Here is a 21,146-nt window from a genome sequence, read left to right as displayed (position 1 = left end):
TGATAGTTAATCGGCGCTAGTAAAAAACCATCACTAGTGATATAAAATTGAGTGGAAATCCTGTTTTCGCTCATTAATGATATGAAAATTACCCATCTCACCCCCCATGCCACGGCGCTGGAAGAATTCGGTCAGCGCTTGGCCAGACAGCGCAAGAACAAGGGCTTTCGCCAGGAGGAACTGGCGGAGGCAGCCGGCATTGGTGTGGCCACCCTGCGGCGGATGGAAGGCGGGCTGGATGCGCATTTCAGCTCCTGGATCAAGGTGCTCGCGGCGCTGGGGGAAAGTGAATCCCTGGATACCTTGCTGCCCACCGAGTTGAAGTCGCCCCGGCTGGCGGTGCAGGGCAAAGCAGGAAGCGCAAAACGTCGCCGCAGCGGTGCTGAGGTCGAGCCGGGCGCTGCCGAGGGCTTTCGCTGGGGTGATGGTCTGGTGGCGGAGCCGTTAACCGACAAGCCGGCGGACAAGCAGCCTTGAGCGAGGTAAAACAGCCATGAGCGAGATAGCAAAGCCATGAGCCAGGCCGAAGTTCGTCTCTGGGGTACCACCATTGGTTATGTCGCCATGGAGCCCGGCGAGACCCATGCCCGTTTTGAGTACGACCCGGACTTTGCCAATGCCGGTATCGAGTTGGCGCCCCTGCATATGCCGGCCAAAGCCGGGCAAATCTATCAGTTTCGCCACCTTCATCCCCGCACCTTTTACGGCTTGCCGGGCCTGCTGGCCGACAGCCTGCCGGACAAATACGGTCACCGCTTGATCAATATCTGGCTGGCCAAAACGGGCCGCAGCGAGGCCGACTTTAATGTCGTAGACCGGCTCTGCTATGTCGGCCAGCGGGCCATGGGGGCGCTGGAGTATTTTCCCTCCACACCGATCAAGGCCGCGCCGGATCAGAAACTGGAAATGGAACAACTGGTGGAGCTGGCGGCCCTGGCCTTTGCCGACAAGGAGGCGCTGGATGCCCACCTGAGCAGTGATATGGCCAGCGACGACTTGCTGGATATTCTCAGCGTGGGCACCTCGGCCGGTGGCGCACGGGCCAAGGCGGTGATTGCCTACAACCCCGTCAGCGGCGAGGTGCGCTCTGGCCAGTTGGATTTACCGGCGGGCTTTCAGCACTGGCTGATCAAGTTTGACGGGGTCAGATTCAGCGGCGACTGGGGCATTGCCGACCCCGCCGGTTACGGCCTGCTGGAATACAGCTACGCCCAGGTCGCCCAGCGCTGCGGCATCAAGATGATGGAATCTCGCCTGTTCAGCGAAAATGGTCGCCACCACTTTATGACCCGCCGCTTTGACCGGGGCGAGAATGGTGCCAAGCATTTTATGCAGACCTATGGTGCCATCGCCCACGCCGATTATTACGAGTCCGGTGCCTATTCCTACGAGCAGGTGCTGCTGGATATGAAGCGATTGGGCATGGGCAAAGACCAGCTGGAAGAACAGGTGCGGCGCATCATCTTTAATCTGGTGGCCTGCAACCAGGATGACCACGTGAAGAACATCAGCTTTATGATGGACCGTCGCGGCCAGTGGTCCCTCAGCCCCGCCTACGACCTCTGCCACGCCGAGGGCAGCGACTTTACCCGCCACCACCAGCTCAGTGTGAATGGCAAGGTTACTGACTTTACCCTGGCCGATCTGCGCGGCATTGCCGAGTATGCAGGGCTGCCTAGAGGCCGGGAGAAGCTGATTTTGCAGCAGACCCTGGATGCCTTTGCCGACTGGAAGCAGGAAGCCAAGGCCCTGGAGATTCCCAAAAAACTGCGCCGCCATGTGCAGAAAACGCTGCGGCTGAGCTGGTAGCGTGCCCTCTGCCACATTATGTGGCCCCGGCCCCTGATCATAGTCCGGGGCTGGCCCCGAGCCGGCATCCATAGGCCCACTACGTTAGCAACATACGGGATACCCGCGTTCGCGGGCATGACGATATTCCAGGCTTTCGTAAATTAGGGCTCGCCCCGGCAAATTCTGTACTGATGTTTGCTGTGGATTCCGGCTCGCAAAAAGCGCGTCCGGAATGACGGGAGCGGATTGGGTGTTGGAGAGTCGCGGTCGGCACCCGCTCCTGCAGGGTTGGTGGGCCTTGGCCAGGGCGGAGCTGATCCTGTCGGCTTCTGGGCTGTACGCCCTGAATGGTTTTGCTGAGTTCGTCACCCCGGCCCCCGAGCCGGGGTCCAGGCAATGACCCGGAGTATGAGTTGCAGTGGCTCTGGATTCCGGCTTGCAAAAAAGCGCGTCCGGAATGACGGGAGCGGATTGGGTGTTGGAGAGTCGCGGTCGGCACCCGCTCCTGCAGGGTTGGTGGGCCTTGGCCAGGACGGAGCTGATCCTGTCGGCTTCTGGGCTGTACGCCCTGAATGGTTTTGCTGAGTTCGTCGCCCCGGCCCCCGAGCCGGGGTCCAGGCAATGACCCGGAGTATGAGTTGCAGTGGCTCTGGAGTCCGGCTTGCAAAAAAGCGCGCCCGGAATGACGGGAGCGGATTGGGTGTTGGAGGGTTGTGGTCGGCGCCTGCTCCCGCTGGGTAGGCTGGACCCTGGTTAAGGCGGATCTGGTCCTGCCGGCCTCTGGGCTCGGCGCCCTGAATAGATTTGCTGAGTTCGTCACCCCGGCCCTCGGATCATAGTCTGGGGCAGGCTCCGAGCCAGGGGCCAGTGTTTGTACGCTTTTAGTAGCGCGCCCTTATTCTGCAGGCGTGATTTCGTCTACTGGCTCGTCGCCGTCAATGCCGCCTTCCAGGCTTAGCCAAATATCGAGCTGTTCTATCAAGTCTTCCAGGCCTTCGCCACTGGTGGCCGAAAACAGCTGGGCCGATACCAACCCACCGTACACCTGCAGTTGCTTGCGGACTGCCAGCAGAGTGCTTTTGGCCGGGCCGCGCTTGAGCTTGTCGGCTTTAGTGAGCAGGATGCGCACGGGCATGCTGCTCTGGGCCGCCCAGTTGAGCATGGTGGTGTCGAATTCGGTAAGCGGGTGGCGCACATCCATCAGCAATACCAGCCCGGTGAGCGCTTGGCGGTGCTGCAGGTAAGACTCGAGGTTTTTCTCCCACTCCTTCTTTACCGCCAGGGGCACCTTGGCAAAGCCGTAGCCCGGCAAATCCACCAGCCGCTGATGGCCTGCTTCGTCGAGGGTAAAGAAGTTGATCAGTTGGGTGCGGCCCGGGGTTTTACTGGTGCGGGCCAGTTTGCCGTTGCCGGTGAGACGGTTGATGGCGCTGGATTTGCCGGCGTTGGAGCGCCCGGCAAAGGCCACTTCGGCACCGCTGTCGGCGGGGCATTGGCTGAGCGAGGGGGCGCTTTTCAGGTAGGTGGCGCGGCGGTAATTAATACTGGGGGCTGAAGACATCAGGAAATCGCTGTTTAATAGGGCGTTGAGGGGGGATTTAATGCCCCTGTAGCGGGTGTGGGAATGGCCCTCCCCGTAACTAGTTGTGTATAATGCCGCAGTTTTTAGATGGGGTCATCCGCAATCGCTGAGGCCCGACAATAGGGGGAAAAGGTGAAGAAAGTTCTGTTGGCAGTCCTTGCCGTGGCCGCCGTCTCTGCTGTGTCGGCTCAAGATCGCGATATCCAAGCGTTGTACAAGAAAAGCTGTTATGCCTGCCATGCTTTTGGTGCCAATGGCGCGCCAAAAACCGGTGCCGTTGATCAGTGGGCGCCGCGTATGGAAAAGGGCATGGAAACCCTGGTCACCCATGTGAAGGATGGTTTCAACACCATGCCACCCAAGGGTTTGTGCTTTGACTGTAGCGATGCCGAGTACAAGGCTCTGATCGAATTGATGGCTGCGCCCCAGTAAGGGCGGGCTGCACCTGGATTCCACTTATTAGAAAGAGTAAGGGACAATGAAAAAATCTCTGGTAGTTATTTTGGCCTCTCTGCTGTGCACTTCTGCTGCAGTGGCAGTGGAAGGCGATGCCGCCGCAGGGAAGGCAAAAACCGCCTCCTGCGCTGCTTGCCACGGCGCTGATGGCAACAGCCCCGCTCCCACCTTCCCCAAACTGGCGGGCCAGGGCGAGCGCTACCTGATCAAGCAGATCGAAGACATTAAATCCGGTGCCCGTCCGGTGCCGATGATGGCTGGCCAGGTCGATAACCTGTCTGAGCAGGACATTGCCGACATCGCCGCTTACTACGCGTCCAAGCAAGGCAGCACGGGTCAGGCTGATCCCAAGCTGGCTGAAAAAGGCGCTGCCATTTACCGTGGTGGTATCGCCGAGCGCGGTATTCCCGCCTGTTCTGGCTGTCACTCGCCCACTGGTCAAGGCATGGCGGCGGCGGGCTTCCCGGCGTTGGCGGGTCAGTATGCCGAGTACACCGTTGCCCAGCTGAAAGCCTTCCGGGCGGCAGCGGATGGCCGTGAAGGTCGCAGCAACGACGGCGAAGGCAAGATGATGCGCACCATCGCTTTCGAAATGAGCGATTCTGAAATCGAAGCGGTAGCGAGCTTTATCCAAGGCCTGCATAAGTAATCGGGGCTAACCAAAAAGGCGGCTACGGCCGCCTTTTTTATTGCGATAGATGACAGTGATTGAACAGGGATAGTCAGCGGCGGCGAAACCACCCGGCCGTTATCGGGTCTCAAAGCCCTGACTATCGAGTTGGATGACGAGGACAAAACAATGAAACGCATCTTTAGTACTCTGCTGGCCACCCTGGCCATTGTGATGATCGCCGCTTGCAGCAAGAGCGCCGACGCACCTGCACCGGCCAAAACGGAAACCAGCACCCAGACTGCGGCGGCGCCCCAGCCGACCACCGCCCGGGAAGGTGAAGGGTTTATTCGCATCGCCCAGCCGGTGCGCACCGATGCTCCTGGCAAAATCGAAGTGACTGAGGTGTTCTGGTATGGCTGTAGTCATTGCTTTGACTTTGAGCCGATGCTGATGGCCTGGGCCAACAAGCTGCCTGAAGACGTGTCCTTCCGTCATTCACCGGCCATGTGGAACGACCTGATGGTGCTGCATGCGCGGGCTTTCTACACCGCCAAGGCGATGGGGGTACTCGAGAAGGTTCACCAGCCGATCTTTGATGCCATTAACCTGCAAAAGAATCGTCTCGACAGCGCTGAAGCGATTGAAACCTTGTTTGTCGATCACGCGGGTGTGGATCCTGAAGCCTTCAAAAGCACCTTTGGCTCTTTCGGCGTGAACGCCCAGGTGACGCAGGCCGACGCACGGGCCCGGGCCTACGGCATTGCCGGTACGCCTGAGCTGATTATTAACGGTAAATATCGCATCACCGCCCGGGCGGCGGGCGGCAAGGCCGCCATGCTGGATGTGGCTGATGAGCTGATTGCCAAAGAGCGGGCGGCCATGAAGTAAGCCGCCAACAGGCGCTCAAAAAAACGGCCAGTACCTTCTCGGTGCTGGCCGTTTTTTTATGTCTGGCAATTGGCGAAGAAGCGCAAAGACGCCGAGTTATTGCGGCGGGTTTTGATCCGGCGCTGGCGCTGACTCATCGCTGGTCGGTGGCGGCGCGGGCTGCTCTGTGGCCTGGCTTGCTGCAGGCGGCTCGGCGTTGCTCGCCGCACTGCTACTAGCCACCGCAGCGTAGCGCGGATCAAAGAAGTTCTTCTGGCAAAAGGCCATGCGCTTTTCTGGTGACGGTCTGGCAATGCCCTTGGCAGCCAGGCGGGCGATTTCCTTTTCGACCTTTTCGCAACGCAGTGCCAGACCGCAGTCGTTGGCAATCTGAATGCTCAGGCCGGGCCGGGCGTTAAGCTCCAGCATTAGCGGGCCGAGGTCTTTGTCCAGCACCATGTCTACACCCAGGTAACCCAGGCCGGTCAGCTCGTAGCAGCGGGTGGCCAGGCTCATAAACCCATCCCAAAAGGGCAGCTGCACGCCGCGCACCGGGTTGGTGGTATCGGGGTGAATCTGAATTTTCTTGTTCTGCCAGGTGCCGTCCAGGGTGATGCCGGTGGCCAGATCGACCCCTACACCAATGGCGCCCTGGTGAAGGTTGGCCTTGCCGCCGGACTGGCGGGTGGGCAGGCGCAGCATGGCCATAATCGGATAGCCGCGCAGCACAATAATGCGGATATCGGGCACACCTTCATAGCTGATGGCGGTGAAGATGGGGTCGGGTTTGACCCGGTATTCCACCAGCGCCCGGTCACGGTGACCGCCCAGGGAGTAAATGCCGGACAAAATGCCGGACAGCTGAAACTCAATGTCTTCTGCGCTGAGCATCTTGCCGGAGGTGGTGCGGTAGTAGCCCTCAAACTGGTCGGCGATGACCATAATGCCGTCGCCGCCGGCGCCCTGGGCCGGTTTGATCACAAAATCCCGGTGACCTTTGACGATATCGCCAAGCTTGGCGATGCCCTTTTCCGAATCGATGATGCCGTACATGGGCGGCACATGAATCCCGGCGTCACTGGCCCGGCGCTTGGTTTTGATCTTGTCATCTACCAGCGGGTAAAGGTGGCGGGAGTTGTAGCGCAACACATAGTCGGCGTTGCGCTGATTGATCCCCATGATGCCCTGCTCGCGCAGGGACCGCCAGGTACTGAACAACGACATTATTTCTGCCTCTCAAGCATGGCTTTGAAGCGGAACAATTCCATCAGTCGATAACCCCGGTAGTGGCCCATTGCCAGCATGATGGCCATAAAAATCAGCAAAACGCCGGGGAAAGTGAACACGAAGTACACCCAGGGTTGATAGGTCATCAACAGGTGGGCCAGGGTGGCGGCAAACAGGGTGCCAATGCCCACTTTCATGCTGTTGAGGCCGCCCCGCTCTTCCCAGACAATCGACAGGCGCTCTATCGACATGGTGAGAATAACCATTGGGAACAGCGCGATCGACAGGCCTTTATCCAAGCCGAGTTGATGACCGAGCACGGCGATAAAGGCCATCACAATCACGACAAAGGTCAGTACCACCGACAGCCGCGACAGCAACTGCAGGTGCAGGTGTTCGAGGTAGGAGCGCAGCGACAGCCCCAGCGCCGAGATAAAGGTGAACATGATAATGCCCCACATCACCTGGGTTTCCCGGAAGGCGAGGCCGATCAGTACTGGGGTAAAGGTGCCTAGGGTTTCAATGCCGATAATGTTGCGCAGGAACAGAATCAACAGCACCCCGATCGGGATCATCATGATGATCTCGAAGGTGGTTTGCGACTGGAGCGGCAGGTCGTACAGCGACAACGCCCACATCATGTTGTTTTTGCGCTCGGCAATCGACTGGGCCAGCATGATGGAGTTCATGGTCTGCTGGTTGGCGTTGATCTCTACCTTGAGCTGACTACCGCCGTCGACATCGGCGATGGAATCGGTGCCTGTCCACCAGACAATACGGTCATTGGGCAGGCCCTGGGCGCCGGTTTCCGGATTGAAGTACAACCAGCGTTTGCCGTTGTAACTGCGCATCCACAACTCGGGGGACTGGCTGGTGCCGGTGACCAGGCGCAGGGTGTGCACCTGCTCGACCGGAATGTGCGCCGCTGACAGTAGCAGCTCCAGCACCTGGGATTTGCTCTCCTGGGAGTAGTCGTTGGCCAGCAGCAGGCGGGAGTTGTGGTTGTCGGTATCGTTGATCAGCTTGATGGCTTCGCGGATAAAGGTTTCGATATCGGCGGAGTGCTCGCGAATGGGTTTGAGCAGGGCCTCCACGGCCACTTTCTCTACCCCTTCAAGCTGGGGGCTTTCCCGGAATTGGGGGCCGGGCTCTTCGTTGGAGAGGCGGGCGTTACTGCGCTGCGTGAGCATCAAGCGGTAAAACAGCTGCTGTTTGCCCTCGGCCCGGCGCGCGGACCACACCGCCTTGCGGTTGTGTTCCATCACATCAATGTTCACGCCATAGTTCTTGGAAATGAAGCTCTCGTTCAGGGTAATGAACTTGCTCCAGCTCGGCGGCACATACATTTCTACCTTCACCGGCGTGTTGGGGCGAGCGTTAAAGCTGACCTTGGTGTCGATGACCCACACCGGCTCGGTGGTTTTGGCAGAGACAGGAATATTGGCCACGAACAGTTGCCAGGCCACACTGATGGCGCCGATCAAAAACAGGGCTGCCGCAATAATCTTTACGTGAAGCTTTACGCCTTTCATTCCTCGTTATCCTTAGCACCAGTGTCCTCTACCGGTGCTTTGCACAGTTCAATGCTTTGCAAGTTGGCCGCGCTGGGGTCAACCAGCGCCTTGAAGTCAACCAGCGGCTCATGGCCGATCAGTACTGGCTTGGAAAATTGTCGCCGGTCGGCCAGGTTCGCTTCCACCTTGCGGTGCTCCCCGCCAATACACAGGTCGAGTTCGAGCACAGGCCGGCGGGCGTAGTCTTTCTCGTCATCATCATAGTCGCTGGCGCGACGTTTGATGCGAATATGTTTTTTGAGCGCGTGACTCATGGATTTCAGGCTGTTGTCCGGCATCACCAGATCGAAGTGGACCATGTCCTCTTCGTCATCGCCGCGGCCCTTTTCAACCCGGATATTGATGGCGTTCACCGACACGCTTTCGGCGCCGGTGTCGACTTTCGCGTCGAAGGTCACGTCAAAATCTTTGATGTACACCTGCTCTGACAGACCGAAAATACGGTTATTGTTGGCGAGAGCCTCGCCGGCGAACAGCAGCAGACAACCTATTGTTATAGCGGGGACGCGCACCCGGCCCTCCATACCCTGTGAGTTTACGCGCTTAGGATAGAACACTGGTCAGAACAATAGCCAGCTTGACGCAGCTGAAATGATTGGTGCTTTTCAGCAAATCCCGTTTTTCTCGGCCTGTGCACTATCGTGAAAGGTGTTAGTCAGCCAAATCCTTAAAAAGTGCGAGACTGATTTGTCGGGCCTGACTGTGATCGACAATCGGCCCGGGGTAGTTCTTTAGCGCGGGCGGTTGATGCAGAGCCTTACCGCTCAACCCGGCAAGCTCGGGCACGTACTGGCGAATAAACTTGCCCTCAGGGTCAAAACGCTGGCCCTGGGTGGTCGGGTTGAAGATGCGAAAGTAAGGCGCGGCGTCGGTGCCAGTTGAGGCAGCCCACTGCCAGCCACCATTATTGGAGGCGAAATCGGCGTCCACCAGATGCGCCAGAAAGTGCTTCTCTCCCCAGCGCCAATCGATATGCAGGTCTTTGCATAAAAAAGACGCGGTAATCATCCGCAGACGGTTGTGCATCCAGCCCCGTTCTTTCAGTTGGCGCATGGCGGCGTCGACAATGGGAAAGCCGGTACGCCCTTCCCGCCAGGCGTCGAAATCGTCCTGGTCGTAGCGCCAGGCGATGTGATCGGTGTGGGGCTGAAATGCCTTGCCCATCACCACCCGCGGGTAGTGGTAGGCAATGTGCCGGTAAAAGTCCCGCCACAACAGCTCATTGAACCAGGTGCCGGGGCCAGATTTGGTATCCCATATGGTGTCACCACATTCCGAATACAGTCGCGCGAGACACTGCTGGGGGCTGACCAGCCCCAGGGCCAATGCCGGAGACAGTTCTGAGGTGCCGGCTTCGCTGGGCAGGTCCCGGCGCTCTTTGTATTTTCCGGCCTGTTTGCTGCAAAAGCGGCGCAGCTGTGCCAGTACCTCGCTTTCGCTGGCGGCCCAATCGTCGGAGGAAACCTCCTCGCCAAACACCGGGCAGGTGCTCGGTTCTATGGGCTCGCCCTTGGTCTTGGGGCGGCGCAGGCATTGGGGAAAGTGCTGGCGCAGGTGATCCCGGCAGCGGCGCGAGAAGGGAGTGAACACCTTGTAGGGATCACCGTCGTCTTTGCTGATCTGCAGGGGGCTGGTGAGGCTGTCATCCAGCAAGCGGAAGCGGCCTTCAAGTGCGGCAGCGCAGGCATCGTCCCGGCGAATTTCATCCACCAGCCATTCCCGGTGGGCAAAGACTTCATCGATGTTGAATTTGTCGCAGTAGCCGACCAGGGCCTGGGGCACCTCGCGAAAGTGCCAGGCATTGACGATATCCAGCGGAATGCCCAGCGCCGCGAGCTGGGCTGCCAGCTCGTCCAGCGCCCGGCGCAGAAAGTGGCGGCGCATGGGCGCGGTCACGTGCTCATCTAACTGGGCGGGGCACAGGAAATACACCCCGCGCACCTGTTCATGTTGCTTGCATGCCTCGCTCAGTGCCTGATGGTCCAGGCAGCGCAGATCATTGCGAAACCAGACGGCCGCGATGCTCATGGGGTCAGTTCCTTACAGGCCAAGGCGCAGTTTGAGATTGCGGGGATAGGGTTCGAAGTAATACTGATCGAGCAGATAGTCGATGTGATACTTCTTCAGAAACAGGGCCAGCATTTCCAGTGGCACCAGAAGGGGCAGCAGACCGCTGGCGTAGTCCTTGATGACCTGGGTGAGCTGGGCCCGATCGTCGCTGTCGAGATGATTTTTGAAGAAGCCCTGAATGTGCATCAGGGTATTGGTGTGGTTTTTGGTACTCGCCGGGCGCTTCAAGGCAAGCATAAAGCGGTGAATGTACTCTTCGGCGGCCGCTTCCAGGTTGTCAGGGTTGGCGACCAGTGGCCCCAGTTCCCGATAGATCTGCTGGTTGTGTGCCAGCAGCAGGAATTTATGGCGGCGGTGAAATTCCTGCAGGCCGTGAGTGCTCAGCCCGTCTGCCATCAGCGCCTGCCAGCGGGCGTAGGCGACGACCCGCAGCACAAAATTTTCTCGCAGGCGGACATCGTTAAGGCGGCCGTTTTCTTCCACCGGCAGTAATGGCAGGGCTTCCATCAGTTCTCGGGCATAAATGCCCACACCGACTTTGCCCAGGCCGCCGCCCTCTTCGGCCACCACCGGTACCCGCTCCATGCCGCAGCTCGGTGACTTGGCGCAGAGGATATAACCACTAATGTGGGTAAGCTGGCTGGCGGTGTCCCGGGCAAAGACTTGCATTTGCTCGGTGATATCAACACTGGGATCGTTGCTGCGTTGCAGCCGGGGTGCTTCGGGGTCGCCGACCAGGCGAATGGTGGGGCGGGGTACGCCCAGGCCAATGGCCTGCTCTGGGCAGACGCGAATGAAGTCAAAGTGCTGGGCCAGGGCGTCGGTGGCAAAGGGCAGGCGCTTGTGGCCACCGTCGTAGCGGACCTCGTCACCCATCAGGCACGCGCTAATTCCGATGTGAATAGGGTCGGGTAAGTTCATGGCGGCTGGTTGGCGATAATCTCGTGGCAGAAGGAACAAACGAGTTACTACTACGCCTGACTTTTCCTTGCGGATCAAGCCCTGCTGCCTTTGTCAGGCGCTCAGTGGGAGGGGGCGGATGGGTCGGGCTCGCCGGTTTGCTCTTGCCCCGCCATAAAACGAATCAGCGCGGCCAGGTCGGCTTCTGAGCAGTTCATGCACATGCCTTTGGGCGGCATATTGTTGTAGCCCTTCACGGTATGCGCGACCAGGGTATCGATGCCCTGTTGCCAGCGGGGTGCCCAGTCCGCCTGATTACCGGTGCGCGGCGCTTTGCCTGCGCCAGAGCTGTGACAGCCATAGCAGCTCTGAATGTAGAGGCTTTTTATTGCGGGGTCGGCAGGCATCAGGGACTTGCTGGACGCGACCTGATTGGCGGCGCCCGAGGCGCTAGTGTCGCCTTGGCCGCAGCCCGCCAGTGCCAGCAGAGTGAATAAACCGATCAGGATTCGACGCACGATTGGGTCTCAGCTGGCCTTTTTGCTGTCGGCCTCAAAGCCGAATTGGGGGTGCTCTTCTTCAGACTGGCGATCAATGGCGCCAACGTCCAGCAGTGGTGCGGCATCGATATGCTGGGCGTCCATCATTTGGGCGAGACGTTGCAGCGAACTGAGAATCTGAGTCTGTTCCCAGTCGTGCAGGTCGCCAAACTGGCGCTTGAAGTAGTCCTGCAGCGGTGTGGGGGCATTGCGAATCAGCTCAAAGCCCTCATCGGTCAGGCAGGCAAATACCTTGCGCTTGTCCTGGCTGGAGCGGGCACGGGTCACCAGACCGCGCTTTTCGAGGCGATCGATAATACTGGTGACGGTGGCCTGGCTCAGGCTCACCTGGCCTGCAATGTCGCTGATGATCGCGTCGCCCTGGTCACGCAGGGTTTGCAGAATCAGCATTTGCGGCGCGGTGAGGCCCGCCGTTTTCATCAGGTATTTGGAGTGAAGATCGATGGCCCGGGTAACCCGGCGCAGTGAAACCAGTACTTCTTCTATACGGTCCATCAAATTTTTCTGCATGGCTGGAAACGCCCCAATAGTAGCCCTTTTGGTGATTTTTCGCACATAAATTGTGCTGTACTGTCAATATTTGCGTTTGGCATCCGCGGGATGTCTCGCTATAATACTTCGTGTTCAAAGTAATTGAAACGGAGGTTGGGTTCTCATTTGTCAGGATTTGTACCACTATACGCGGTTGTAGAAGTGGTAAAGCCTTGAAAATCTTGCGCAAATGTTACGAACACAAATGAATTGTGTTGAATGTAAATAAAGCGACTTCGGAAGACGCTTCGGTGCACCATTTTCGTCAGCCCACAGCGGAAGATGGTTACGCTCTCAACAAATTGGTGGAGAACAGTCCACCCCTCGACCCTAATTCGGTCTACTGCAATCTGCTGCAGTGCACCCACTTCGCCGAGACCTCAGTTGCTGTTGAGGAGAATGGCGCGCTGGTGGGCTTTATCTCTGGCTACATCCCCCCGGGCAAACCCGACACGGTGTTTGTCTGGCAGGTTGTAGTGGATAAAAGCCAGCGCGGCCGTGGTCTGGCGAAGAAGATGCTCCATGCCATTGTCGAGCGGCCCGCTTGTGCCGCGGTGACGCACATGGAGACCACTATTACCCCCGACAATGAGGCCTCTTGGGCGCTGTTTCGCAGTTTTGCCCGGGATAAAGGCGCCGACATTGTCGATCGCATTTGGTTTGAGAAAAACGCGCATTTTGGCGGTCAACACGATAGTGAAGCCTTGCTTCGCATTGGCCCCTTTGCCCGTGATTCACAACAGACATCCTGAGAAAGCCGAGAGGAAAAAATCATGAGTATCTTCGATCAACTGGAATCGGAAGTGCAGTGTTACGCCCGGTCATTCCCGGTCACCTTCAACAAGGCCAAGGGTGAGCATCTTTACGACATCGACGGCCGTCAGTACATCGACTTTCTGGCGGGCGCCGGCACGCTGAACTATGGCCACAACAACGACGTGATGAAGGCGGCGCTGATCGACTACATCAAAGAAGATGGCGTGACCCACGGTCTGGACATGCACACCGCAGCCAAGGCCGAGTTCCTGAAAGCGTATAACGAGATCATCCTGAAGCCCCGGAACATGGATTACACCTTCCAGTTCACTGGCCCCACCGGCACCAACGCGGTGGAAGCGGCCATGAAGCTGGCCCGTAAAGTGACTGGACGCAATACTATTGTTTCCTTCACTAACGGTTTCCACGGTGTGACCCTGGGCAGTGTGGCGGCTACCGGTAATGGTCACCATCGCGGCGGTGCCGGTGTGGCGCTGGGCGATATCAACCGCATGCCGTTCTGTGGCTATCATGGCCGTGACGTAGACAGCCTGAAGATGATCGACAAGTTGTTGAGCGACCCCTCTTCCGGTATCGATCTGCCTGCTGCCATGCTGGTTGAGCCTGTGCAGGGCGAGGGTGGTCTGAACGTGGCCACCAACGATTGGCTGCAAGGCCTTGAGAAGCTGTGCCGCAAGCACGACATTCTGTTGATTGTCGATGACATCCAGGCCGGCTGTGGCCGTACCGGCACCTACTTCAGCTTTGAGCCCTCAGGCATCAAACCCGACATCATTACCCAGTCCAAATCCCTGAGCGGCTATGGTCTGCCCTTTGCCATCGTGCTGCTGCGTCCTGACCTGGACGTGTGGGAGCCCGGTGAGCACAACGGGACATTCCGGGGTAATAACCACGCCTTTATTACGGCGGCAGCAGCCCTGCGTCACTACTGGAAAGATGACAGCTTCTCTAAGGAAATCACCGAGAAAGCGGGCATCGTCAGCCACCGCTTCAAGAAAATTGCGGATCGCTACGGCGTGACCCGTCTGCAGCCTAAGGGTCGCGGCATGATGCAGGGTCTGTCCTGTAAAGACGGTGACACGGCTGATGCTATCGCCAAAGCCTGTTTCGAGCGCGGTCTGATCATCGAGACCTGCGGCAACCTGGGTCAGGTGGTGAAGTGTTTTGCGCCGCTGACCATCGACAAGGGCGAGCTGATCAAGGGGCTGGATATCCTGTCAGACAGCATCGCCGAGGTCTTTGACGAGAAGGTCAGCAAGGCTTCCTAAATCCGACGCAGTGGGGCGCGTTGTAGCGCCCCCTGTTTTATCAGCTACTCGGTAACGAATTTAACGGACGCAAACATGATTGTTAGAACTCTGAAAGACTGCGAGAACTCTGAACGCAACGTTGAAGGTGGTAACTGGAAATCGGTGCGCATGTTGTTGAAAGACGACAAGATGGGCTTTTCTTTCCATATCACCACCATTCGCGCCAATACCGAAACCCCCATCCACTACCAGAATCACCTGGAGTCGGTGTACTGCATTTCTGGCAACGGCGAAGTGGAAACGGTTGAAGATGGCAAGGTGTACCCGATTGAAGCGGGCACGCTCTACATTCTCGACCAGCACGACAAGCACCTGCTGCGCGGCGGCAGTGAAGACATGATTATGGCCTGTGTGTTTAACCCGCCGATTACCGGCAAGGAAGTACACGACGAGAACGGCGTTTATCCCCTGGTGGATGAGGCCGGCTAAGGAAGATTGACTCTTTCAAACTTTGAATCAGCCAATCAACGGAGATCAACATGACACATAGTGTCGAAAAAATCGGTGGAACGTCCATGAGTGATTATGCCGCGGTGCGGGATAACATCATTCTTGGTGGTGAATACAAGGAAAAGCCCTTCGGTCGGATTTTTGTGGTGTCAGCCTACGGTGGCGTGACCGACTTATTGCTGGAAAACAAGCGCAACGGCAACCCCGGTGTGTACGGCCTGTTTGCCGAAGAAGGCAGCGAGCCCCTGTGGCGTGAAGCCTTGGAAGAGGTGCGGGTACACCTGCGTAAAATCAACGCCTCCCTGTTCACCACCCAGGAAGAGCTGGATGAAGCAAACGAGTTCATTGAGGGGCGTCTGAAAGAGGCTGAGCGTTGCATGGACAACCTGCACCGACTCTGCCAGCACGGCCACTTTGGATTGGAAGACCACCTGCTGACTGTGCGCGAGATGCTGGCCAGTATCGGCGAGGTTCACAGTGCGTGGAACACCGCCAAGTTGCTGCGCCGGGACGGTGTGGCCGCGCGTTTTGTCGATCTATCGGGCTGGCGCATGGAAGTCGCTGTACCGCTGGATGAGCATATTGCTCAAGAGCTGGCAGGGATTAATCTGGATCGTGAGTTGCCCATCGTTACCGGTTACGCGTACTGCAAAGAGGGCTTGATGGCCACCTTTGACCGGGGCTACAGCGAGATGACCTTCAGCCGCATGGCGGTGATCAGTCGTGCCTCGGAAGCGGTAATCCACAAGGAATACCACCTCAGCAGTGCTGACCCTCGTCTGGTTGGCGCCGAGAAAGTCGTGCCGATTGGTCGCACCAATTACGATGTTGCCGACCAGCTGGCAAACCTGGGGATGGAAGCGATTCACCCCCGTGCAGCCAAAGGCCTGCGTCAGGATGACATTCCCCTGCGGGTGAAGAACACCTTTGAGCCAGAGCATGCCGGTACCCTGATTACCTGTGGTTACACCAGTGAGAGCCCCTGTGTGGAAATTATCGCCGGTCGCAAGCAGGTGTATGCACTGGAGGTATTTGATCAGGACATGGTCGGCAGCCTGTGGCAGTACGAGCAGAAGGTGCTCAATGCTATCCAGCGTTTCAAAGGCACAGTCATTACCAAGGACATCAACGCCAACACCATTACCCACTATCTGGGCGCCAGCCTCAAGACCGTGAAGCGTATTGTGAAGGCAGTGAGTGAAGAGTTTCCCAGCGCCGAAGTCAGCACTCGCAAAGTGGCCATCGTGTCGGCGATTGGCAGCGATATGAAGGTGCCGGGCATGCTGGCAAAAACCGTCTCTGCGTTGGCCTCTGCTGATATCAGTGTGCTGGCAATGCACCAGTCCATGCGACAGGTAGATATGCAGTTTGTGATCAACGAGGACGATTACGAGCAAGCGGTGGCAAGTCTGCACAGCTGTCTGGTTGAGGTTCATGATCACGGCGAGGCGATATGTGCCGCTTAGGCATTCTGCTATTTTTCCTCACCTTTTCAGTTGTTTCTCAAAGTGCGCCTGACCAGTCTGGTCAGGCGCCTTCGGCTGAGCAGTTGGAAAACAGTGTTGAGGCCCTGGACGAGCCCTTGTACTCGCCGTTTATCGAGCGCTACATGCTCGATGAGCTGCGTCAGCTACGTGTTGATATGGAGCGGAAAGACCGGGAGCTCGCTGAACAACTGGTGCAAAAAGAGCTGAGCTTGTCCGACCGGGCAATGAGCTACTCCAATACCACCGTCACCTACTTTTTCTATCTGATTGCCGCGGTCAGTTCGGCGCTGGTGTTAATTGGCTGGAATTCGCTGCGGGAAGTAAAAGAGAAAGTGCACAGCGCCGCCAGTGAGCAGGTTGCCGAGTTGGTGGAAAAGTATGAGGACCGGCTGCGCAAAGTGGAAACTCAGCTCAAGAATGAAACCGAGCTGATCGAACGAAACCGGGACGAAATCAGCCTGACCCAGGAGGTTCACTCCCTGTGGCTCAAGGCCAGTCAGGAATCCTCGTCGGCCGGCAAGATTTCAATCTATGACCAGATCATTGCATTGCGCCCGGGTGATGTAGAAGCCTTTACCTTTAAGGCGGATGCGGTGCTGGAACAGGGTGAGGCCCAGTGGGCCATCAACCTCTGTCACCAGGCCCTGGCCCGGGAAGACAACAACGCCCACGCCTTCTATCAGCTCGCCTGTGCCCATGCCAGCTTGCAGCATCTGGATGAGGCAGCCCGTTACTTTGCCAAGGCGGTCGCCCAGTCAGAAAGTTACCGGGAAGAACTGCACCGGGATGAAGCCCTTGCCGCACTGCGAGGCCACGGCCCCCTTCAGGAGATGCTCAGCCCTGATCTGGAGGAAGCCGAGTGAGTGTGCTTCGCCAACACCAATAACAAAAGGTCCTGCCCATGATGGTTACCGCATGGAGTTTCGTCGCATTTCTATTGATATTTGTGGGGATCGGCTTGTCGTCGGTGTTGGCCAATAAGCATCACAGCAGTGATTATTATCTTGCCAGCAACAGCGTGAAGCCCTGGCTGGTCGGCCTGTCGGCGGTTGCCACCAACAATAGCGGCTACATGTTTATCGGTGTCATCGGTTACACCTACAGCGTGGGGCTGTCGGCTTTCTGGATGATGGTCGGCTGGATTCTGGGCGACTTGATGGCTTCCAGTTTTGTGCACAAGCGCCTGCGCTCAATGACGGGTAACACCGGTGAAGTGAGCTTTATCGGCGTGCTGGCCAACTGGGGCGGCGGTAGAAATATCGCTTATCAGCGCCTGGCGGCGCTGGTGTCGCTCACCTTGCTGCTGGCCTATGCTGGGGCGCAACTGCTAGCGGGCAGCAAGGCGCTGCAGGTCTTGTTTGGTTGGCCAAGCTGGGCTGGGGCAGTAGCCGGCGCGGTGCTGGTGGCGCTGTATTGTCTGGCCGGCGGGATTCGCGCCTCAATCTGGACCGATGCCGCCCAGTCCTTTGTCATGATTGGTGCAATGGGTCTGTTGCTTTGGGTTGCGGTCGCTAACCTCGGCGGATTTGGTGCCACGGTGGATCAGCTGCAGGCGGTGCCGGACTACATGAACTGGTTCCCTGAAGATCTTGCCATGCCCGGCGCGGCGGGGGCGGTGTTGTTCGCCCTTGGCTGGTTGTTTGCTGGTTTCTCAGTGGCGGGTCAGCCCCACGTGATGGTGCGCTTTATGACCCTGTCAGACGAGGGCAGCATGGGTCGAGCGCGCTTTTGGTATTACGGCTGGTTTACCGCCTTCTACCTGATGGCCACCAGCGTTGGCCTGCTGTCCAAGCTGTACCTGCCGGATATTGGCAGTTTTGATGCGGAACTGGCGTTGCCGACCATGGCCCAGGAGTTGCTGCCGCCGGTGATGGTGGGGCTCATTCTGGCGGGGGTGTTTGCGGCCACCCTGTCCACCGCTGACTCACTGATACTCAGCTCGTCTGCCGCGCTTACCCACGACCTGTTGCCACACAATATTGAGCGCCCCCTGTTGATCAAGGCAGCGACCCTGTTCGTTACCTTGTTCGCGCTGGGCTGGGCGCTGTTCAGCGCCCAGAGCGTGTTTGGCTTGGTGGTGATGGCCTGGTCGGGGCTGGCCAGCTTCTTTGTTCCGCTGTTGATCGTGCTGATTTTTGGTGGTCGCCCCGGCGGCGTTCTCAGTGTTGCCATGGCCTTTACTGGGCTGCTAACAGCACTTTTATGGCGCTATGCTGATCTGCATAATATGATTTATGAGGGGTTGCCGGGAATGATGGCCGGGGTGGTGTGCTATCTCATCTTTCGCAAGATAGGTGCCCGGCCCGCGCAGCCCCAGGCTTAGCAAAATGAGATTTGCGAACTAACAGGCCTTAGAACTGCAGCCACAGGGGCTGTTGTTCACTGCCGAGAAACCCGAGGTATTGTCGCTCCACAAATTTGCCTTCGGCATTGCGCAGCGGGTCAGTTTCAATCTCGGCGTAGAGGGTAAAGGGCACTGCCGGATGCAGGCCGGTTTCCCCCAAATGCACCGCGGCCTCATACTGGCGATGACCCCGGGTCATGGACGACGCGCCATAGGCGTGCTGGTACAGGCCCCAATCGTTGATGGCGTATTTCTTCCAGCGCTCTTTGTCACTCGCCGGTGGCGCTCCCTGCCAGCGAAAACGGGTTTGGCGGATACTGGTAATGCCGCCACTGCGACCCAGGTGAATGCGCTCGTTAACCAGCTTGCTCAATAGGCCCGTGTGAAAATACACTCGCAGCTGATCATAGCCGCCGCTGGTCTTTTCAGCCGGGGCATCACAGCCGATAAATAACCACTCCCCTACTATCTTCAAATACAAGCGGGTGTCGGCCTGCTTGTCGGCGATAAAAAAGGTGGCTTCGTCCCACTCACCCTCGGAAAAGACGCCATCCAAACTCGGCTGGCTGCTACTGTGGCGAATCTCACCCAGAGTCTGACCGGCAGGCAACTCACGCTTGGCGGCTTTGTGGCTGCGTGCGCTTTTGATCTTGCGCTCGATCTCGCTGGTATCAACAGACCGGCTGTCACCACTTTTGCGGCGCTGGTAGGCGGCGCTATCGATTTTTGCTAGATACAAACGGCGAAAGGTATCGCCTTCATGCAGGGCTGCCTGATAGTCAGACTCGGCAACCTGCTTGGGCAGGCTGACCCTCCTTGGGCTGCCTTTGCTTTGATTCGCGGCACTTTGGATTACGCTATTGGTGGTCGAAGCGGCTTGGTGCGCTGAGTCGTCACGCATAAAAAAATAAAAGATGATGGCGCCAACGATCAGTGCGTCCACCAGCAGGAACAGTATCAGTGTCTGGGGCCGAAAGCGGGCCGGGCGGATGGCTTTCTCTGTTGTACTCGCGCTGGTGCGAAAGATCCAAGGCTTGCGCTCTTGCAGCTCGGCTGTCATTGCGTCGATTGCCGTCTTGGCCTCCAGCAGGTCGCACTTGATGGCGTCCCGGTAAAGTTTAACGGCCTCGACCTGGCGGCCTTCGGCAATCGCCTTTTCAATGTTGTGAGACTGCAGTGCGGTTAGGGTCATGGCACTCCATTGCTCCTGAGAATGGCAGAGGGTTCCCGCCCGGCTTGTTAGGCGAGCCGTCAGCGGAGGAAGCTGGATGCACTAACGATACCCCAACTGCGCTGCGCTTCCGTTATTGGCTCGATGAATGGGGTGTCGGTGTTTTGCAAAACATCACCAGCATCAGAATCCCGGCCACCAGCACTGCGATTGACGAACTGGCCAGCAAGGGCTCGATTTTCTCTGGCGCAACGATACCGCCATAAAGCAGGTAGAGTCCGGTGAACATCCCGAGCGCTCCCAATTGATGCAAATAGAATTGGATGGTCGCCAGGGTTTTGTTAATGCCGTCCAGCCACAATTTATGGCACAGACCGTAGATAAATGACACCACAAAGCCTACCAGCAAAATATGCGCATGGGTCACCATCTGCCCGTGGTTGTGGGAGGCTGCCATCATGTTGCCAAGGACCATACCGAGAATGCCGTATACAAGACTGCTAATGACAAACTTTTTGTCCATAGTGGTTGCTCGAAAAAAGAAAGGTGGAGGGAATGCTGCGGCGGCTCCTATCGCTGGGGCGCAGCAGGCCCTAGCATATAAGAGGCTACTTTGAATAAACAGTGGCTCGCATTTGCCGCGCCCCCAATCGGCCCTGCCAATACAGTGGCGTAGTGGTTTAGTCCTCGATAACGCCGGCCTTGTCCTCGGCATCCCGCTGACGTTGGTATTCATCAAACGACCGATTCGCCTCGGCAAGGCATTCGTCATACTGGGATGGCGGGACTTTGCCGCATTCCTGGCGATTGCTCTGTTGAATTGCCTCATAGCTTCCCCGGTAGGTGCAGGCGCTGGCGCTGATGGCAATCGACAGCAAGCAAAGCAGCGGCAAGGGGGAAATGCGGATGTGATTCATAGCACTATCTTCCTGAGTCGGGCAGGGTTTATCCCCCAAGCCCCCGCATCAGCAGGGCAAAGGGAATTTCTGTGATGACGGCGACGACCGGGACGGCAATCGATAATTTCATCGCCGGGCCGCGCTCGTACTCCAGGCCGTAACGCAAAATAGAGAAGGGAATCACCAAATAAAAGATGTAGCCAAGCAGTGCAAAGTCGGTAGGTAGCTCCATCAGGCGGAGTCCGGCGGTGATCAACAGGATCAGAATGCCCGGCACGATAATAAAAACAAATGCCAGCCACCAGGTGATGTCGTAATCGCTTTTGGTATTGATGAACTTGTAGATCCCGAGAAGAACTATTGCGCCAATGATCGCGTGCAGTATGACAAATGTCCCTAAAAAACGCTCGTGTCACCTGAAGATAGAAGATTCTTAGTCGAGCGAGTAGTGAGCAAAAAAGAGCCAGTACCGACTCAGATTCGCTCACAAACTTTGATGTTGGCTCGCAATCTCGATTGCAGCTTGTGGCCGTTTAA

23 protein-coding genes are annotated in these 21,146 nt (G+C 57.6%); 11 read left to right on the top strand and 12 right to left on the bottom strand.

All coding sequences use genetic code 11. The annotated features are described in order from the left end of the window. Window positions 1-81: 81 nt before the first annotated feature. Complete coding sequence (locus NCG89_RS09450; protein ID WP_251086279.1) at window positions 82-477, top strand: helix-turn-helix domain-containing protein; 396 nt, start codon at window positions 82-84, stop codon at window positions 475-477. A 36-nt stretch (window positions 478-513) separates the two neighbouring features. After that, complete coding sequence (locus NCG89_RS09445; RefSeq protein WP_251086278.1) at window positions 514-1,809, top strand: type II toxin-antitoxin system HipA family toxin; 1,296 nt, start codon at window positions 514-516, stop codon at window positions 1,807-1,809. Window positions 1,810-2,686: 877 nt separating this feature from the next. Here the strand turns inward: NCG89_RS09445 and yihA are convergent. Further along, the gene (gene yihA, locus NCG89_RS09440) at window positions 2,687-3,352 is read right to left on the bottom strand and encodes a ribosome biogenesis GTP-binding protein YihA/YsxC (protein WP_251086277.1); all 666 of its coding nucleotides are present in this window, start codon (window positions 3,350-3,352) and stop codon (window positions 2,687-2,689) included. Between the two features lie 153 nt (window positions 3,353-3,505). Here yihA and NCG89_RS09435 point away from each other — a divergent pair, with 153 nt between their 5' ends. From NCG89_RS09435 to NCG89_RS09425, 3 genes are all read left to right on the top strand, one after another. Next, on the top strand, window positions 3,506-3,805 hold the full coding sequence (locus NCG89_RS09435) for a c-type cytochrome (protein ID WP_251086276.1): 300 nt from the start codon (window positions 3,506-3,508) through the stop codon (window positions 3,803-3,805). A gap of 46 nt (window positions 3,806-3,851) precedes the next feature. Beyond that, complete coding sequence (locus NCG89_RS09430) at window positions 3,852-4,478, top strand: c-type cytochrome (RefSeq protein WP_251086275.1); 627 nt, start codon at window positions 3,852-3,854, stop codon at window positions 4,476-4,478. 150 nt (window positions 4,479-4,628) lie between these two features. Beyond that, window positions 4,629-5,330 (top strand): thiol:disulfide interchange protein DsbA/DsbL, encoded by a 702-nt coding sequence (locus tag NCG89_RS09425; RefSeq protein WP_251086274.1) that lies wholly within the window; start codon window positions 4,629-4,631, stop codon window positions 5,328-5,330. Between the two features lie 96 nt (window positions 5,331-5,426). Here the strand turns inward: NCG89_RS09425 and NCG89_RS09420 are convergent, their stop codons facing one another. The 7 genes from NCG89_RS09420 to NCG89_RS09390 all read right to left on the bottom strand — a co-directional run bounded on the left by NCG89_RS09420 (window position 5,427) and on the right by NCG89_RS09390 (window position 12,135). Further along, entirely contained in the window at window positions 5,427-6,533 is a 1,107-nt protein-coding gene (locus tag NCG89_RS09420) for an alpha-L-glutamate ligase-like protein (protein ID WP_251086273.1), read from the bottom strand. Then, the gene (locus NCG89_RS09415) at window positions 6,533-8,068 is read right to left on the bottom strand and encodes an inactive transglutaminase family protein (RefSeq protein ID WP_251086272.1); all 1,536 of its coding nucleotides are present in this window, start codon (window positions 8,066-8,068) and stop codon (window positions 6,533-6,535) included. Before NCG89_RS09415 ends, NCG89_RS09420 begins: the two co-directional genes overlap by 1 nt. Continuing rightward, window positions 8,065-8,622 carry an ATP-dependent zinc protease family protein gene (locus tag NCG89_RS09410; protein ID WP_251086271.1) on the bottom strand — a complete coding sequence of 186 codons (558 nt, stop codon included), beginning with the start codon at window positions 8,620-8,622 and terminating at the stop codon, window positions 8,065-8,067. The genes NCG89_RS09415 and NCG89_RS09410 overlap by 4 nt, the downstream gene beginning before the upstream one ends. A gap of 139 nt (window positions 8,623-8,761) precedes the next feature. Further along, a complete protein-coding gene (phrB, locus tag NCG89_RS09405; RefSeq protein ID WP_251086270.1) occupies window positions 8,762-10,138 on the bottom strand; it encodes a deoxyribodipyrimidine photo-lyase in 1,377 nt (458 codons plus the stop codon). Window positions 10,139-10,150: 12 nt separating this feature from the next. Beyond that, window positions 10,151-11,056 carry a YbgA family protein gene (locus NCG89_RS09400; RefSeq protein ID WP_251086269.1) on the bottom strand — a complete coding sequence of 302 codons (906 nt, stop codon included), beginning with the start codon at window positions 11,054-11,056 and terminating at the stop codon, window positions 10,151-10,153. A gap of 146 nt (window positions 11,057-11,202) precedes the next feature. Next, window positions 11,203-11,598, bottom strand: coding sequence for a c-type cytochrome (locus NCG89_RS09395; protein ID WP_251086268.1), 396 nt, complete (start codon window positions 11,596-11,598; stop codon window positions 11,203-11,205). A 9-nt stretch (window positions 11,599-11,607) separates the two neighbouring features. Further along, entirely contained in the window at window positions 11,608-12,135 is a 528-nt protein-coding gene (locus NCG89_RS09390; RefSeq protein ID WP_251089375.1) for a MarR family winged helix-turn-helix transcriptional regulator, read from the bottom strand. A 248-nt stretch (window positions 12,136-12,383) separates the two neighbouring features. Between NCG89_RS09390 and ectA the strand changes: the two genes are divergently transcribed. The 6 genes from ectA to NCG89_RS09360 all read left to right on the top strand — a co-directional run bounded on the left by ectA (window position 12,384) and on the right by NCG89_RS09360 (window position 18,518). Continuing rightward, entirely contained in the window at window positions 12,384-12,923 is a 540-nt protein-coding gene (gene ectA / locus NCG89_RS09385) for a diaminobutyrate acetyltransferase (RefSeq protein ID WP_251086267.1), read from the top strand. 21 nt (window positions 12,924-12,944) lie between these two features. Beyond that, window positions 12,945-14,216: a diaminobutyrate--2-oxoglutarate transaminase gene (gene ectB / locus NCG89_RS09380; RefSeq protein WP_251086266.1), complete on the top strand. Its 1,272-nt coding sequence runs from the start codon at window positions 12,945-12,947 to the stop codon at window positions 14,214-14,216. Window positions 14,217-14,291: 75 nt separating this feature from the next. Further along, window positions 14,292-14,687: an ectoine synthase gene (locus tag NCG89_RS09375; RefSeq protein ID WP_251086265.1), complete on the top strand. Its 396-nt coding sequence runs from the start codon at window positions 14,292-14,294 to the stop codon at window positions 14,685-14,687. 50 nt (window positions 14,688-14,737) lie between these two features. Further along, window positions 14,738-16,174: an aspartate kinase gene (locus NCG89_RS09370; protein WP_251086264.1), complete on the top strand. Its 1,437-nt coding sequence runs from the start codon at window positions 14,738-14,740 to the stop codon at window positions 16,172-16,174. Next, window positions 16,162-17,058 carry a TPR end-of-group domain-containing protein gene (locus tag NCG89_RS09365; RefSeq protein WP_251086263.1) on the top strand — a complete coding sequence of 299 codons (897 nt, stop codon included), beginning with the start codon at window positions 16,162-16,164 and terminating at the stop codon, window positions 17,056-17,058. The genes NCG89_RS09370 and NCG89_RS09365 overlap by 13 nt, the downstream gene beginning before the upstream one ends. 41 nt (window positions 17,059-17,099) lie before the next feature. Beyond that, complete coding sequence (locus tag NCG89_RS09360; RefSeq protein ID WP_251089374.1) at window positions 17,100-18,518, top strand: sodium/proline symporter; 1,419 nt, start codon at window positions 17,100-17,102, stop codon at window positions 18,516-18,518. Window positions 18,519-18,546: 28 nt separating this feature from the next. Here the strand turns inward: NCG89_RS09360 and NCG89_RS09355 are convergent, their stop codons facing one another. From NCG89_RS09355 to NCG89_RS09340, 4 genes are all read right to left on the bottom strand, one after another. Further along, window positions 18,547-19,731 carry a hypothetical protein gene (locus tag NCG89_RS09355; RefSeq protein ID WP_251086262.1) on the bottom strand — a complete coding sequence of 395 codons (1,185 nt, stop codon included), beginning with the start codon at window positions 19,729-19,731 and terminating at the stop codon, window positions 18,547-18,549. A 112-nt stretch (window positions 19,732-19,843) separates the two neighbouring features. Continuing rightward, on the bottom strand, window positions 19,844-20,233 hold the full coding sequence (locus NCG89_RS09350) for a TonB-dependent receptor (protein ID WP_251086261.1): 390 nt from the start codon (window positions 20,231-20,233) through the stop codon (window positions 19,844-19,846). 157 nt (window positions 20,234-20,390) lie between these two features. Further along, window positions 20,391-20,627 carry a hypothetical protein gene (locus NCG89_RS09345; RefSeq protein WP_251086260.1) on the bottom strand — a complete coding sequence of 79 codons (237 nt, stop codon included), beginning with the start codon at window positions 20,625-20,627 and terminating at the stop codon, window positions 20,391-20,393. Window positions 20,628-20,655: 28 nt separating this feature from the next. Continuing rightward, entirely contained in the window at window positions 20,656-20,886 is a 231-nt protein-coding gene (locus tag NCG89_RS09340; RefSeq protein WP_251086259.1) for a hypothetical protein, read from the bottom strand. Window positions 20,887-21,146: the final 260 nt, after the last annotated feature.

The organism is Spongiibacter taiwanensis (genome assembly GCF_023702635.1).
GTDB classification, from domain to species: domain Bacteria; phylum Pseudomonadota; class Gammaproteobacteria; order Pseudomonadales; family Spongiibacteraceae; genus Spongiibacter; species Spongiibacter taiwanensis.
Note: the sequence above shows the minus strand (reverse complement) of the source record. Positions and strands in the feature narration are given on the sequence as shown.